Raw genomic sequence first — 16,035 nt, 5'->3', positions numbered from 1 at the left:
AACTAGGGAACAATCAGATTTAGGGAGTAATCAAATTAGGGGGATTAAAATGAGTTTATTCTCCTGTAAATTGGTCGTAGACCCTTAATGACTGTGACAGGGCTGTGGTTTCAGTGATGGAAGCTCCGAGAATAATTGCCAGTAGCAGCTGCTCATTGGTGGCTCCGAATTCCCTGGCTACCTCCAAGTGAGTGTTAAGGCAATGGGGTGATCCCAGAGCAGCAGCTGCCCCAATGGATACAAATTCCTTGGTGAGAGGGGGAAGAGACTCATCCACCATCATAACTTCTACTTTGTCAAAGTAAACCTTTAAAGCAGGTGGGTTTTCGGATAAAACCTGGAATATTTTGGGTACAAAACCAAAGTAACTGCTTATCTTTTCCATTATTTCTTCAACATTTATCTCCTGATCATTACTCTGTGTAGTTTCAGTGTTCACCTAATCACTTCTTTAAAACTTTTTTCAAGACATCTTCAATTAAATGAGAATAGTCTTATGTAAAATAAATAGTTTCACTTATTCTAATTATTTAGTGAGATGAAATTGTAAAAATAAGGCAGGCTTAGGGAATGTTCCCAACAGTTTAAATTAAAATCAGATGAATAATTTTGGTGAGTTAAGAACTGTTAAGGTTGTTGTAAAAAACTTAAGAGATTGTAATTGGATGTGACATGAACAAAATGTTGGATTATTGAGTTAGATGTGGATTATTGAATAGAATGTTGGATTATTGAGTTAGATGTGGATTATTGAATAGAATGTTGGATTATTGAGTTAGATGTGGATTATGAAATGGGATGTTGGATTATTGAGTTAATGTGGTAATTGAATTGATTTTGAATTGTTAAATGGAAAATTGATGCTAATTCTATGGTTTTATATTCTAATGGTTTCGGTTGTACCAAGCAACATGTCTCTTTTCAATGGTTAATGGCATCCTTCACCTTATCAAAAAAACCTTTTTCCTCCTGGTAGATTTCATTGCCGCTTATATCGGCAAATTCTTCCAGGAGTTCTTTTTGACGGGGGCTGAGCTTTTTAGGGGTTATGATTTTAACATTAACATACAGGTTACCTTTACCATTCCATCTTAAATGGGGCATGCCATGACCTTTTATACGGAATGATGTCCCGGTCTGGGTTCCAGCAGGGATTTTAAGTTCCACCTCTCCATCAATGGTGGGCACATCAACTTTAGCTCCCAGTGTGGCCTGTACAAAGCTGATGGGTTTTTCATAGTGAAGGTTGGCTCCTTCCCTCTGGAAGTACTTGTGGGGTTTCACCCGTATGAGAACGTAAAGATCACCTGGTGGTCCACCTTGTTTACCAACATCTCCTTCACCAGTAACTCGCAGGCGGGATCCATCTTCCACTCCTGCCGGTATTTTCACGTGAATGGTACTTTTTTGCCTCACAATACCTTTTCCATGACATTCATGACATGGAGTTTCGATTATTTTCCCTTCACCCCTACAGGCACTGCATGGGCGTATGGTGGCAAACTGGCCCAGTGGGGTGTTCTGTACCTGTCTTACCTGACCGCTTCCTCCACAGACGTCACAGGTTCTGCTATCAGTTCCAGGTTCGGCCTTTGATCCATTACAGTGGGGACAGGTTTTCTTGTGAGGGACTTCAATGTCTTCTTCCAGGCCCTGGGCTGCATCCTCCAGGGTGATCTTCATCTCGTAAAGTACGTCATCGCCCTGCTGAGGACCGTTGCGTCGGCCTCCTCCAAATCCGAAAAGGTCAAATATGCTCTCGAAACCACCTGCTCCTGCTCCTCCGCTTCCACCTCGGTTTCCTCCGAATCCGAATCCACGGAAAATGTCTTCGAAGTTGATATTGTTAAAAATATCTTCCTGACTGAATCCACCCATTCCTGCATGGCCGTACTGGTCGTAAGTGTTTCTTTTCTCCTCATCGGATAACACAGCGTAAGCTTCACTGATTTCTTTGAATTTTTCACCTGCTTCAGGGTCTTCACTTACATCAGGGTGATATTCCATGGCCAATTTACGGTAGGCCTTTTTAATATCTTTCTTAGTGGATCCTTTCTCCACTCCCAGGACTTCGTAATAATCGCGCTTCTCTGCCATGTTAATCTTCCTTAAAATACTCTAAACATTAATTTTAACCTTAATTTTAGTAATTTTAACTTATTAATTTTGAACCCTAATTCTAAATAATAACGTTATTTATTGAATATCTCTTCTATTTAATGAATTATCTCTTCTAATATGGGCCCAATCTACTATAGTAGTATGGAAATATATTAATATTGTAATTTAAGTTATGAATATGATTTATGAGTGTGAAATATAAAATCAATTTCTTACTAAACCTGATTTGTTTATTTATTAAATTTGATTTACATTTTTTAATTAATTTTTTTTAATTGAACTTAGTTTAGAATTTTTTAAATTAAATTTCTTAAATTTCAAATAATATCTAACTTACAGTATATTCAATTTTAGTGGGATAAATATAATAAAAGTGTTGGGTAGTGGGGAGGGGTATGAGAATGATCTCAATCCGCTCCATTCATACTTTCCCATAGGTTTTATTTTTTTACTTCATAGTCGGCGTCGATGGTGTCATCATCCTTAGGATCCTTACCTTGCTGATCTTGCGCGTCCTGTCCCTGCTGCTGTTGCTGCTGGGCCTGTTCTTGCTGGGCTTGCTGGTAAATGGCAGCTCCAACTTCCTGCACAACTTTGGTCAGTTCTTCGGTTTTCGCTTTAATGGCTTCCAGATCATCTCCACCAACGACTTCCCGGAGTTCTTTGACCAGTCCTTCGATCTTGGTCTTCTGGTCGGCCTGGACCTTATCACCCAGTTCATCCAGGGTTTTTTCGGCGGTGTAGATCATGGAATCGGCATTGTTCCGGATTTCCACTTCTTCCTGACGTTTTTTGTCCTCATCGGCGTGCTGTTCAGCTTCCTTGATCTTCTGGTCAATTTCGTCCTCGGATAACTTGTTAGGGGCGGTGATGGTAATGGCCTGTTCCTTACCAGTTCCCATATCCTTAGCTGACACATTGAGGATACCGTTGGCGTCTATATCGAAGGTTACTTCGATCTGTGGCATTCCACGGGGTGCTGGTGGGATTCCAACTAGCTGGAACCTGCCTAGGGTGGTGTTTCCAGTGGCCACTGATCTTTCACCCTGCAGGACGTGTATATCCACTGAGGTCTGGCTGTCAGCAGCGGTGGTGAACACCTGACTTTTCTTGGTGGGTATGGTGGTATTTCTTTCGATTAACTTGGTGAAAACTCCTCCCAGGGTTTCAATACCCAGAGATAATGGAGTTACATCCAGAAGGACCAGGTCTTTGATTTCACCAGCCAGTACTCCTCCCTGAATTGCAGCTCCTACAGCCACACACTCCATAGGGTCGATTCCACGTTCTACTGGTTTACCAATGTAGTCTTCCACGAATTTCTGGACAATGGGCATCCGTGTAGGTCCTCCCACCAGGATGATCTTATCCACATCACTTTTAGACATTTTAGCATCCTTTAAGGCCTGTTCCATTGGTGCAGAGCAGCGTTTGATGATGGAATCAACCAGTTCTTCCAGTTTAGCTCGAGTTAGAGTGTGGGTTAAGTGTTTTGGACCGTCCTGGGTGGCAGTGATGAATGGTAGGTTAATTTCAGTTTTTAAGGTGGTGGATAGTTCGATCTTGGCTTTTTCAGCAGCTTCTCTCAATCTCTGCACTGCCTGATCATCATTTAAGACGTCGACACCGGTTTCTTTTTTGAACTCTGCTGCCAGGTAGTTCATGATGGTGGCGTCCATGTCGGTTCCTCCCAGTTTGGTGTCCCCACTGGTGGATCTAACTTCGAAGACTCCTCCTCCGAATTCCATGATGGTTACGTCCAGTGTACCTCCACCGAAATCGAAAACCATGATTTCCAGTTCATCATCTTCACTGGATTTGTCAATACCGTAGGCCAGGCTGGCGGCGGTGGGTTCGTTGACCAGTCGTACTACATCTAGTCCGGCAATGGTTCCTGCGTCTTTGGTGGCGGTTCTCTGGTTGTCGTCAAAGTAGGCAGGCACGGTTATGACTGCTTTTTTCACTTCTTCTCCCAGGAATGCTTCTGCATCTTTTTTAATCTTTTGCAGGATGAATGCGGAGATTTCCTGTGGGGTGTACTGTTTTCCAGATATGTCTACCTTGTAACTGGTACCCATCTGCCTTTTTATGGATGTGATGGTTTTCTCAGGGTTGGTTACTGCCTGTCTTCTGGCAGGTTCTCCCACCAGGCGCTGACCATCATCAGTAAAGGCCACGTAGCTGGGGAATGATTTACCGTACTGGGTAGCTCCCTCTGCACTGGGGATGATGGTTGGCTTACCACCCACCAGCACTGCAGCTGCAGAGTTACTGGTTCCCAGATCAATTCCTATAATTTTTTCTGTTTTAGCCATACAAATTCACCTCTTATTTTTCATCAGTTTTCTTACAAACTTTAACTTTAGAATATTTTATAACCTTAGAATTCAATTTATAACCTTTACAAAGTTCTTCAATTATTTCTCCATTCTTAAAATCTTCATGGGCTTCTGCCATGAGTGCTTCGTGCTGGTAGGGGTCGAATTTTTCTCCCTTTGCAGAGATTTCTTCCAGACCTTCTCCTTCCAGGATATTTTTCAGGTTCTGGTAGATCATTTCCACTCCTTCATGCAGATCATCGGATTTACCTGATTTAAGGGCTCTTTCCAGGTCTTCATAGGAGTCCAGTACTTTAAGAATGAGTTTTTCATTGGCATAATGAATTTGATCACTCAACTCTTTCTCTGTTCGTTTTTTGAAGTTATCAAAATCTGCTTGAAGTCTTAACACCTGTTCGTGGTATTGTGCTATTTTCTCATCTTTTCTGGTGATTTCCTCTTCCTTCTCCTTAATTTCATCATTTTTTTTCTGGATCTCTGACTCTAATTCATTCAGATCATCCTTCATCTTAGCAACATCTTTTTTATCAGTCATTTATTCACCTTTATTGGGGATGGGAAGATTTGAGTAACTTTACCATTATAGTTACCATTGGTTATATAAACCTTTCTCTAAACCATGGTTATAGTTACCAAAAGTTATATAAAACTATAGTAACCAAAGGTTATATAAACCTTTCTGAAAATAGGCATTATAGTAACCATCAGTTATAAAAATTTTTTAAGTATTCATAACTGATGAAGCATACCTGTAAGGTTTTAAATTCCCATAAAAAGTTAAAATAAAAATGAATATGAAATTGGATGAAATATGGAATTTTATAATAACTTAATGTATAAACAAAGATTGATTGGGATAAATTAAATATAATCTAAAAATCAACAGCATTACTAATAAATATGAAAAAGTGGATGAAAAATGGATTTAGAGTTATTACTGGATGTTATGGGCTGCAAAACCCGTAGGAACATACTTGACCTTTTAAGGGATGAGCCTCGCTTTGTCAGCCAGATATCCCGAGAACTGGAGATAGGCCAGAAAGCCATAATTGAACACCTACGTGCCATGGAAGAAGCAGGTCTTTTAAGCTCAAATTTCCAGAAAATAGAGCGAGGAAGACCTAGAAAATATTATGATATATCACACGATGTGGAATTCCAGATATTCATCAGCCAGGGCACTATTCGTGTGAAATCCCCTGGACATGAATTTCAGGAACTGCAACTACTGGAAGAAAGAGCCCGGTTGGGTGAAGATGTTTCAGAGGAACTGGAAAATCTTATAGGGGACTATGATGAGGCTAAAAAACATGCAGAAATCCTGTTAAAGCAGGTGGATGAAAGGAAAAGAGCTTTAAAGATACGATCCTTGAACCTACCAGTCATGTTTAATGGGGAAGAGTCCCAGGATGAAAAACCATAGAACTGTTATTTAATTTTTCTTTAATTTTTCTATAATTATTTTTAAAGATTTAATTTTTTTATAGGTAAAGCTTTTTTGTAGATTAATTTTTTTTAATAGATTAAAGTTGTTTCTCATAACCTAGAATGAGTTTATGTCTTTTTCCATGAATTAAGATTTTCCTCCGAATTATGATTGTTTCCCGCATTTTAAAGCAGCCACCATGGCCTGCCCCAGGGAAACAGAACCATCACCAGCACAGCTATTTTTATGTTGAATGAAATTGTAGCCCGCATCTTCCACAACTTCTTTTATGGTCATACTAATGGCTTCGTTGTAGAAAACTCCCCCAGAACCTCCTATGGTATCAACACCCTTTTTGCTAGCTACCTTTATGGCCAGCTCAGCCAGACCCCTGGAAACTGCCTTCTGTGCAGAGCAGGCCAGATCTTCAAGGGGCATTCCATCCATTTTCTTCTTCAAAACAGATGAAATTAATTGAGAAGTATTTAAAACATTCATACCCTCCTTACGTGTTATTTTTAAAGGTATTTCCAGTGTATCTTCACCCTGGTATGCAGTTGATTCCAGTTTCATGGCACATTCTCCTTCGTAAGTCCTTTCCCCGCATATTTTAAGGCAAGCAGCCAGAGCATCCAGAACCCGCCCAGTGCTGGTGGTTTTGGTAAGATTGAAGTTTTTTTCCAGTTGTGTGGCTATTATTTCGATTTCTTTTAATCGGTGGGGGAAATAATCAAGGTAGTGGGTTTTCATAAGATCCACAATTTCTTCTGTACTGTAAAGGGGGTGAAGCATACCCATCATCATCCTGGCAGGGTAACGGGTGGTCAAATCTCCCCCTGGCATCTCTTGAGGCATTAAACTGGCAACCCGATCATATTCTGCACCATGATAATGAATTATTTCACCGCCCCAGGCACTACCATCAGCCCCATAACCCACACCATCGGCGGCAATACAGATAAACTCATCCAACTCCCAGTCCAGGGAAAGTGCAGCAGCATGGGCATGGTGGTGTTGTACCTTCAAAACCGGACAGTTGAATTTTTCCCCTAATTCATGGGCCAGTTTGGTGGTGAAAAACTGAGGATGCAGGTCACAAACCACCACATCAATATTTTGAGCCCGAGTAATTCCCATCATATGATCAATGGCCCTCTGGAGATAGAGGAAAGTCTCGTACTTGGTGGTATCCCCGATATGCTGGGATACATAACACTTTCCTTCCTTTAGCAGGGAAAAAGTCACATCAATCTCAGGACCAAGAGCCAGAACATTTAAATCAGTGTTTATATTGGAAAAATCGTATGGTTCTGGAACATAACCCCTGGAACGTCTGATAAATGCCATGTCTCCACCGCGGAACCGAACCACACTGTCATCGCATCGATTAACAATTTCACGGTTGTGCAGGAGGTAATAATCAGCCACACCATCCAGTTTATTAATTATGTCCTGATTCTGGGTGAGCATGGGTTCACCTGGCATGTTGGCCGAGGTCATGATGTAAGCCGGTGCATCGGTGTAGGTGAAAAGCAAATGATGCAGGGCAGAATAAGGGAGCATCACTCCCAGGTTATGCAGATCCGGTGCAACCTGAGGGGATAGATAATAATCTACATTCTTTTTAAGGACCACAATGGGTCTATTCCTAGATAATAACGCTTTTTCTTCGTAATCTGCCACTTCAGCAAAGCTGTAGATTGTAGAAACATCCGGGGACATGCAGGCAAAGGGTTGGTTCATTCTACCCAGTCTTTCACGCAGCTTGATAACGGGAAGATCATCAGTGGTACTGGCCACCAGATGGGTGCCTCCAATACCCTTAATTGCAAGCACATTACCTTCATCCAGCAGTTGAGCAGCTTCTTTAATGGGATTTTCAGATTCAATCCTATCTTCACGGTAAAGGAAAACTTCAGGCCCGCATACTGGACAACAAGTGGCTTCTGCATGGTAGCGTCTGTCTTCTGGATCCTGGTATTCATCTAAACAGTCCGGGCATAATGGGAATTCTTCCATGGAGGTCCGGTCCCGATCATAGGGAATGGCGTTAATAACAGTGAAACGAGGTCCACAATCAGTACATGCAGTGAAAGGATAAAGGTAACGCCGATCACCAGCTAGCATAACCTCTTCCATGCAACGGTCGCATGTGGCAACATCCGGTGGTATAACTGAAGATCCAGAAAAGTTAGAGGAGCTTTCCAGTATCTGGAAACCATTGAATTCTGGTGAACTGTCCTCATCTAGCCATTCTATTTTCACAGAATCAATTTTGGATATGGGTGGTTTTTTAAGTTTTAGATCATTTGAAAAGGTCATTATATCTTTTTCATTCCCTTCAACCACAATTTCAACCACATTACCCAGGTTTCGCACGTATCCATTAATGCCCAGAGCTTTAGCTATTCTGTAAACATTGGGACGGAAGCCCACTCCCTGTACAATCCCTTGAACCAGTATACGTGCTTTTTTCAAGTCCATACCTCATAATGATGTTTTTAATTGGAAATTATCTACAACTTCAGTTATTTGCATTGTTGATCTGGAGTTATTAAGTTAGTTTTAGTTTATAGAATTCTTTTTAATACTCCAACTTTATATATAAGTTTGATCAGGCAGTGATACTATGAAGAAAATACTTCAGGAACTAATCAATGGTAATATCACCATGGAAGAAGCTGAAAAAAAGCTAAAAACCATGCAAATAGAAGAATTAGGGGATTTTGCGAAGATAGACACTGGTCGTGACCTTCGAACCGGTTTTCCAGAGGCAATTTTGGCGGAAGGTAAAGATGATCAGGATTTGATTAAAATAATCCAGGGGTGTGCAAAGCGTGGCCGAGTAATGGTAACCAGACTGGAAGAGGATAGATACCATAATATTAAAGATGAAATTAATTTTATTCAAAATAAATCCCTTAAAGTTGAGTACAATCGAAAAGCAAGGATTTTACTCCTTAAAGATGGAGAAATAGAGAAGCGGGGGAAAATTGGTATTATCACCGCTGGTACTTCAGACATTCCAGTGGCAGAAGAGGCACGTATAGTTGCTGAAGAGGCAGGATGTGAAGTATTAACCTCCTACGATGTGGGTGTTGCTGGAATTCATCGATTATTTTCAAAAATCAGGTGGATGCTGGAAGAGGATGTTAAGGCCATCATAGTGGTTGCTGGTATGGAAGGGGCACTACCCTCAGTGGTTGCTGGTTTGGTAGATGTTCCAGTAGTGGGAGTACCAACATCAGTGGGTTACGGTGTGGGGAAAGGAGGTTTCACAGCACTTAACGCCATGTTACAATCCTGCGCACCTGGAATAGCAGTAGTGAATATTGATAATGGATTTGGAGCGGCAATATTTGCTGCTACTGTGATAAAACAAAGAATAAAATGATTGATTGCTTGAGTATTACAGTATATGGCTGATTCACTTGAAGCAATTATTAATAATCTAATTGGAGTTTCCAATAAGTGAGATCAATAAATGAAGATAATATTCATTATGGTCATGGTTAAAAAGACCAAAGCATAACCTTTTTCATTTTGAAGATTTAAATAGTCTTTTTTAAGTAACCATTGCAATAAACTGGCTAAAATCACCATTAGGAGGACTGCTATTCCAATTCCAAATAGCATGTCAGATAGGTAATGTACGCCTACGATAATCCTGCTGAAAGCAAGGGTTATGGCATAAACCAGAAGAATTGATGCTAAAACTATTTTTTTCCAGTTTCTTTTAAATGTTTCATCGTTGGTTAAAAAACATATTATCAGGGGTAAGGTGTTTGCGAATGCCTGGAAAGAGTGTCCAGATGGAAAAGAAAAACCATTAGCAAAATACAAATTGTTAAGATCAAGATGGGCTACAAATGGGCGTGGCCGGGCAATTAAATCTTTTAAAATGGGATCAACCAGTGGATTTCCAATTGCAGAAGTCATTATGGCCAATAAGAGCACTAAGCGGTATGGTTTCAGTTTATTAACTTTAAACGAAGCAATGTAAATGATTATAAGTGGGAATCCAACCACATAAAGCATGTATTTGGTGTAATAATACCAGAAACCTGCAAACATATAATTTGCACGCAGTGAACTAAAACTGGCTACCAGCCAGTAATCAAAACCAGGAGTGAAATAGGCAATTAGTGCACCTGCCCATAAAATAGCGGTGCATAAAATCAAAACCAACTTCTTTTTGGTTCCGAAATCAAATAATCTCAGTTGGAAAGTTTCCGGGGTGTTCACAGCCATTCTATTACCGCTCTGGTTAAAATAAGTTTTATAAATGATACTTAAGATATTTTTTCAAATAATCTATATAATTTATTCTTATGATGTAGTGAAGAATATGGCTAATATTGCATAATTATTGGTCAGTCTTCTAAGTAATCTTCACCTTCACCGTATTTTTTACCCCATTCACATAAAGAATCCAGGATTGGTAGAACTGACTCTCCCTTTGTGGTTAATGAGTATTCCACCTTGGGTGGTACTTCTGGATAAACTTTTCTACTGATTATGTGGTCTTTTTCCAATTCACGCAATGTTTTGGTTAACATTCGCTGGCTTATATCGGGTAACTTATTGTTTATTTCACTAAATCTTAGTTTACCATCTTTTAAAGAGCATAATACTAATGATTTCCATTTTCCACCTATTTCATTAATGGCGGTTTCAACTGAACATATATATTCATGATTTTTTCCGTTCTGGGGCATTCGATCACCGGGATATATGATATTTTCATTAGTACTGGGGTGTACCTATTTATGGGGGATTAACTAATTAATGATATAATCACTGCTACTAGGTATACTTTATGTAAGTATATATGATTAGTGTCAGTACATACTTTAAATACTATTAGTTACTTTTATATATTGTGAACTGTTTACGAGGTGAAAAAATGCTAGTACAATTCGATTTACAACACTTTTGCTGTGGTCCTAAAGGATGTCAGATAGAAGTTGCATACGGCGAAATGATGGACGCAGAATAAAATAGATTCTTATTTTTTTTAATTTTCACTTATTTTTAATTTATTTTTCCCTTTTATTTTCATTGGAGTTTTGTTATGAGATTAGCAAGCATCGGAATCAAATATAGGGGGTTAACTATATGGATGTTTTTAAAGCAATTGCTGAAAGAAGGAGCATTAGAAACTATAAAAACAAGGAAATCGAGGACGAAAAACTCGATAAAATATTGGAATCTGCCAGGATCGCACCTTCAGCAGGCAACCGGCAGGAATGGAAATTTCTGATGGTAAAAAATCAAGAAACCCGTGATAAACTCGTTGAAGCGGCCCATGGTCAGAAATTCGTGGGACAAGCACCAGTTACTATTGTGGCCTGTTCAACAGAATCTGAGAGGGTTATGCCATGTGGTCAGTATGCTTACACAGTTGATCTGTCAATTGCAGTATCTTTTATGATACTGGAAGCTACTGAACTTGATCTTGGAACCTGCTGGCTGGGCGCCTATGATGAAGAAAAAGTTAAAGAGATTCTGGGTATTCCTGATGAAATCAGAGTTCCGGCAATGTTCACATTGGGATATCCAGATGAAAATCCTCCCGCAAGGCCTAGAAAGGATTTAAATGACATAATCTGTTATGAAAGGTATGAATAGTTTCTACTTTTTAATTTACTTTTTTTAGATATTCATTCCAGATATGTAAGATTATCCCTGATGTAATTAGATATTTATTCAGCTATGGTAGCCTTCTTTTATCTTTCTTTTTTCGTCCATGGGGACAAACATAGACACACAATCCACACACTGACCACTCTTCACCATCTTCCAGATATTTTTCGCATTTCCGGGCATTGTACCGCACTTCTCTAGGGTCATCCATGTGAAAAGGAGTCCCGGTGAATGCAGAAACCGGGCAGATATCCACACATTCTGTGCAATCTCCACAATGTTCATTCATCATGCTTCCGGTGACTTTCAGGGGCGCATCGGTAAGTATGGTTATCCAACGTACCCTTGGTCCTGCTTTAGGTGTGATGAGAAGGCAACTTTTCCCAATCCAGCCGTGTCCAGCCAGGTGGGCGGCCAGTTTATGGGATAAGACTGCACAGATCCGTTCATCATCGTAGCGCTCCGATGCAGGTAGGGGCAAGGCACGGAAACCTTCCCTCTGGATCTGACTGCTTAAACGGGATGCTAAAAGATCCAACCTCTTGTTGATTATATTATAGCCGTGGTACCGATAATTAACTGCTACTGCCTTTTCATTGCGGTGGGGAAGTTGATCCACAATACTATCCATGATCCTGATCCCCAGTGAAATGGCAAGTGGGTATGATGCAACTTCATCCCCGCCCTGATCCTGGATGAAATTATTTGCAGGTGCAAGATCCGCCACTCCGTAAAAATCAGCACCTTCCCTAAGTGCTAACTCTTTAATCTTTTTATCCAGTTTGTTTTCACCCACCATAATCATCATCCCATGTTAATCAGTAATTAATCAACTGAAATTCTGTTATTTGAAATCTTTTAATTTATAAAATTCTGTTTAAAATTCTGTTTTGTATTAGTTTATTTTTTTACCATAGAGCACTACGAAGTTGTAATACTTGTAATAAACGTCTACATCCTTAAACCCAATTTTCTCAAGCCAATTCAGGTTATCCTGGAGACTGGCGGGATTATCCAGTTCCATACGGTCAAGGATTATCTTTTTTTCAGACTCAGAAATGGAACCAACATCTATTTTTTCCATCCACTTTCTTTGATATTCCTTTTCATTGGCAGGGTGTGGTCCTAAAACCTGGTCCGCATTGATGAAAACCCCTCCTGAGTTAAGATGCTGATAGATCTTCTGGTACAGAAACTTTTTATCCTGGTGTTCCAGGTGATGTATGGATAGGGATGAAACCACAATGTCAAATGTTCCTTCAAAATCATGTTCTAAATAATTTCCAACAATGTAACTAAAATTGGAATCATTGTTAACGGAATCATTGTTCAGGGGAGCACTGTTCATCCTGGCTCTGGCCACTTCCAGCATTTCCTCAGATAAGTCCAGAAGAGTGAAATGCCCCTGTGGATAGCGTTCATGAAGGTAACTGGTAAGAAGTCCTGTTCCAGCACCTAAATCCAGTATTTTGGGCTGAGAATTATTTACCGTGGCTAGATCAGAGGTTATCCTGTAAAGATCTTCCAGACATGGAATCACATGCTTTCTCTGTCGGTCGTAAGAGGAAGCACCCTGATTGAATTTTTCCCTTAGTAACTGGTCACGACTTTTTCCCTCCAAAAAGATTCCTCCCATCTGCAGTTATTTCAATTACTTTGTAATTATTCTATTAATTAATGATAAGATTATTAGGCGTCTGTATTCAGTCTAATATTGAATTTAGTCTAGTATATAAACATATATTTTATACCTTAATTAATACCTTCCGGATTAACTCACTTGTTCAAGCATTAAAGATCTAGGACGGAATCCATAACGCTCATAAAAGGACACTGCTTCCGGGTTACCAGCAGACACCCTTACCGTCTTTTTCTTCACACCTTCTTCATCCATCCATTCCAGTGACCGTTTAATCAATATATCACCAAAACCACGACCACGGTAGTTTTTCTCGACGTAAATGGAATCAATTTCCCCTTCCCTGTCAGAGGAGATGGTGGTGATGCAGTAAGCCAGCATAATTTCTGATTCTTTATCTTTAAACATGCCAATATGCATTTTACCGCCAATAGATTTCTTTAAAAGAGTTTCGCAACGTTCTGGAAAGGTGAAATTTTCGTAGTGTTCCTTGAAATCAGATTTTTGCTGGAGGTGATGCTGGTTTAATTTCTCCCACAGAGGCTGGATTAAATTCAGACCACGAGCATCTGCTTCAATGAATATTATATCTTCCATGGATTTAGTCTCCATCTGATTAGTCGCATTGATTTTGACGTTTTTAAGATTGAGTTAAAGATGAATTTATTGTATTCTTATTAATTAGTGAAATAATACCCTTTTGGTGATATGATGCGACCTAAAATGAATTAGAGAAGTTTTACTCCAAATTCATTTTGCATGAGTCTGAAAGCGTATTTTTCATCATTTTCATCCAGTCCAGCCACACAATTTGAGGGTACTTCCACATCATAACCCCTTATACCTCCCTCTGCAGCTGTAAAGAGTATACAGATATGAGTAACTGTGCCTGTAATCCTTAATACGTTTATTTCCAGTTCTTTCAGGATTTTATCAAGGTCGGTATTGTAGAATGCAGAGTAGGTGGTTTTTTCTATAAAAATATCCTCATCTTTTTGCTCTAAATCCTCAATCACTTCTGATCCAGTGGTTCCCTTTATAGCGTGAACTGGCCAGTTCATCTTCACAAATTCCCTATCATGCTGTTGGTGAGTATCGCAAATATATATAATGGGCAATCCTTCTTTTCTGGCTTCTTTGATTTCTTTTTTAAGATGTGGGATTATGTTTCGGGTAGATGGAACTTCCAGGGGTGCACCTTCACCTACAAAGTCATTTAGCATGTCAATTATTAAGAGCGCCTTTTTATCCTTCATTTTGGTTTCCTCAGTGGTGTTACCTTAAATACTCCCTCATCAATATTAGTTAAGCCCTATTATTTATTTTCCAGTTTATCCATATCTTTTGAACAGTCGGCAGATAGCAAGGCAAATCCAATATTTAAGGTCCTTATCACTTCCTCTAACAATTTTTAAGTCAAAAAGCCCGTCATTAGTTTGTTGTTTAATTAGAAAGCGTAATCCCTCTTGAATCTGATGATTATCTCTTTCAAATCCCAGAAATGATAAGGAATCCAGGGCACTGATAATATCAGTGAACCAGAAAGGGTAGGAAACCCTTTCCCAATATTTCCTATCCTTCCGATCAGGATATTTATCTGCCAGAAACAACCTGTTGGTCAGTAAATCTGCTGCTTTTTTTGCTTCTGCTGATTTACGATATTCAGGATGTGCTGCAAAAGCCCGAAGAACCATACCTGTTACTAAATGGGAAAATGGTCGGGATCGATCCGGTAAGTTCGGTTCATCAGATAATAATGCTTCTTTCAAATTCATACCTGAAGTTCGGAAGGGAATGATCCAGCCTCCATCGTCCTGTCGCATAGATAAAAACCATTGAAAACCCTTTTTAATCCGTTTATCATTCTCATAACCAGCTTTTATTAACAGTTCCATGATGGCTGAAGAATAAGTAGGTACATACTGGTTACCATAAATCCCTCTAAAGTCTCCTTCAGGAGTTTGGCAGCTAAAAAAGTATTCTGATACTTTTTGTATTTGATGATGATTTTTGTTAAGTCCATATTTCTCAACCAGTTCTCCTAAAATCCGATAAGTCTCTAACTGGTCATAATTTTCCCTGGAACGTATATCTTTCCTGATTTTACCTGGATATTTCCAGGAACCATCATTTTCCTGTTTTTTCAGAATCCTTAAAACACTGGGAATTTTCCATAACTCCTCAATTGGTCCCATTTTTTCATTTAAAATATCCTGGCGCGTAAAATACTCAATTGCAGGATTACCGCAGGAAATTAGGGCAGGAATGGGGTCTACTTTCAACTTATCTGCGCTTGAATTCATTTTAATCCCTCTTAAAGTCTCTTTAATTGTTTTTTATGGTTACAAAAATGACGTATCTAATCAAATGATGTATTTTAATCATTTATTTTTCGCCAAAAAGTTCTGCTGCTGGACAGCCCAATTCTCTCTGCTTGCAATGTTTACAAGTTAAAGATCTGATAAATGCATTTCCGCCTAAAGAAAGAATTACAATGGGGATAATGAGTAAAAAAATTGACCAGTTGAACCCATTGAAGAGCATTATTCCGCCGGCCAGAGGGAATAAAAACACCAGAAAATCCGGTAGAATCGCGTACCAGGAGACCTTTTTGTTGGTAAACAAAGAAGATCCCTTTTTTTAAATAAGTAGGATGACAGACGTCCTTTACCAAACGCGCAAGTCTTCCCGTAATAGTAACAACTGGTACAACCTTTTCGTAAAAGTCTAATTTCCATTGCCGGGCAGAAAAGTAAGTATAAAACTGTAAGTATTATTCCTAGGCCGTAAAGAATGTAAGCACCGATGATGTAGGTGGATATGGATAAAATATTCGAAAGAATTACCATCCACCGGGGATAGCT

Annotated in this window: 16 protein-coding genes; 3 read left to right on the top strand and 13 right to left on the bottom strand. The window is 39.5% G+C overall.

The features are described 5' to 3' along the window. Positions 1-55: 55 nt before the first annotated feature. The 4 genes from A994_RS00770 to grpE form a co-directional block, all read right to left on the bottom strand. Positions 56-439 carry a carboxymuconolactone decarboxylase family protein gene (locus tag A994_RS00770; protein WP_004029342.1) on the bottom strand — a complete coding sequence of 128 codons (384 nt, stop codon included), beginning with the start codon at positions 437-439 and terminating at the stop codon, positions 56-58. Positions 440-921: 482 nt separating this feature from the next. After that, positions 922-2,097 carry a molecular chaperone DnaJ gene (gene dnaJ / locus A994_RS00765; RefSeq protein ID WP_004029341.1) on the bottom strand — a complete coding sequence of 392 codons (1,176 nt, stop codon included), beginning with the start codon at positions 2,095-2,097 and terminating at the stop codon, positions 922-924. A gap of 464 nt (positions 2,098-2,561) precedes the next feature. Further along, positions 2,562-4,436 carry a molecular chaperone DnaK gene (dnaK, locus tag A994_RS00760; RefSeq protein ID WP_004029340.1) on the bottom strand — a complete coding sequence of 625 codons (1,875 nt, stop codon included), beginning with the start codon at positions 4,434-4,436 and terminating at the stop codon, positions 2,562-2,564. 13 nt (positions 4,437-4,449) lie between these two features. Then, positions 4,450-4,995 carry a nucleotide exchange factor GrpE gene (grpE, locus tag A994_RS00755; RefSeq protein ID WP_004029336.1) on the bottom strand — a complete coding sequence of 182 codons (546 nt, stop codon included), beginning with the start codon at positions 4,993-4,995 and terminating at the stop codon, positions 4,450-4,452. 384 nt (positions 4,996-5,379) lie between these two features. Between grpE and A994_RS00750 the strand changes: the two genes are divergently transcribed. Beyond that, positions 5,380-5,883 (top strand): ArsR/SmtB family transcription factor, encoded by a 504-nt coding sequence (locus A994_RS00750; protein ID WP_004029335.1) that lies wholly within the window; start codon positions 5,380-5,382, stop codon positions 5,881-5,883. A 168-nt stretch (positions 5,884-6,051) separates the two neighbouring features. Here the strand turns inward: A994_RS00750 and hypF are convergent, their stop codons facing one another. Next, complete coding sequence (hypF, locus tag A994_RS00745; protein ID WP_004029334.1) at positions 6,052-8,364, bottom strand: carbamoyltransferase HypF; 2,313 nt, start codon at positions 8,362-8,364, stop codon at positions 6,052-6,054. A 151-nt stretch (positions 8,365-8,515) separates the two neighbouring features. Here hypF and larB point away from each other — a divergent pair, with 151 nt between their 5' ends. After that, entirely contained in the window at positions 8,516-9,280 is a 765-nt protein-coding gene (gene larB, locus A994_RS00740; RefSeq protein WP_004029333.1) for a nickel pincer cofactor biosynthesis protein LarB, read from the top strand. Between the two features lie 83 nt (positions 9,281-9,363). Here the strand turns inward: larB and A994_RS00735 are convergent, their stop codons facing one another. Beyond that, positions 9,364-10,137 (bottom strand): phosphatase PAP2 family protein, encoded by a 774-nt coding sequence (locus tag A994_RS00735; RefSeq protein ID WP_004029332.1) that lies wholly within the window; start codon positions 10,135-10,137, stop codon positions 9,364-9,366. Positions 10,138-10,259: 122 nt separating this feature from the next. Beyond that, a complete protein-coding gene (locus A994_RS00730; protein WP_004029331.1) occupies positions 10,260-10,604 on the bottom strand; it encodes a winged helix-turn-helix transcriptional regulator in 345 nt (114 codons plus the stop codon). A 400-nt stretch (positions 10,605-11,004) separates the two neighbouring features. On the opposite strand from A994_RS00730, the gene A994_RS00725 reads away from it, so the two are divergent. Then, positions 11,005-11,517 (top strand): nitroreductase family protein, encoded by a 513-nt coding sequence (locus A994_RS00725; protein ID WP_004029330.1) that lies wholly within the window; start codon positions 11,005-11,007, stop codon positions 11,515-11,517. 82 nt (positions 11,518-11,599) lie between these two features. Here A994_RS00725 and A994_RS00720 read toward each other — a convergent pair whose 3' ends face one another. From A994_RS00720 to A994_RS00695, 6 genes are all read right to left on the bottom strand, one after another. Next, on the bottom strand, positions 11,600-12,331 hold the full coding sequence (locus tag A994_RS00720) for a 4Fe-4S double cluster binding domain-containing protein (RefSeq protein ID WP_004029328.1): 732 nt from the start codon (positions 12,329-12,331) through the stop codon (positions 11,600-11,602). A gap of 96 nt (positions 12,332-12,427) precedes the next feature. After that, on the bottom strand, positions 12,428-13,153 hold the full coding sequence (locus A994_RS00715; protein ID WP_004029326.1) for a class I SAM-dependent methyltransferase: 726 nt from the start codon (positions 13,151-13,153) through the stop codon (positions 12,428-12,430). A 150-nt stretch (positions 13,154-13,303) separates the two neighbouring features. Further along, positions 13,304-13,768 (bottom strand): GNAT family N-acetyltransferase, encoded by a 465-nt coding sequence (locus A994_RS00710; RefSeq protein WP_004029325.1) that lies wholly within the window; start codon positions 13,766-13,768, stop codon positions 13,304-13,306. Between the two features lie 131 nt (positions 13,769-13,899). After that, positions 13,900-14,427 carry a cysteine hydrolase family protein gene (locus A994_RS00705; protein WP_004029324.1) on the bottom strand — a complete coding sequence of 176 codons (528 nt, stop codon included), beginning with the start codon at positions 14,425-14,427 and terminating at the stop codon, positions 13,900-13,902. 75 nt (positions 14,428-14,502) lie between these two features. Then, a complete protein-coding gene (locus A994_RS00700) occupies positions 14,503-15,474 on the bottom strand; it encodes a prenyltransferase/squalene oxidase repeat-containing protein (protein WP_004029322.1) in 972 nt (323 codons plus the stop codon). Positions 15,475-15,556: 82 nt separating this feature from the next. After that, entirely contained in the window at positions 15,557-15,796 is a 240-nt protein-coding gene (locus A994_RS00695; protein ID WP_004029320.1) for a hypothetical protein, read from the bottom strand. Positions 15,797-16,035: the final 239 nt, after the last annotated feature.

Source organism: Methanobacterium formicicum DSM 3637, assembly GCF_000302455.1.
Classification (GTDB): Archaea; Methanobacteriota; Methanobacteria; order Methanobacteriales; family Methanobacteriaceae; genus Methanobacterium; species Methanobacterium formicicum_A.
Note: the sequence above shows the minus strand (reverse complement) of the source record. Positions and strands in the feature narration are given on the sequence as shown.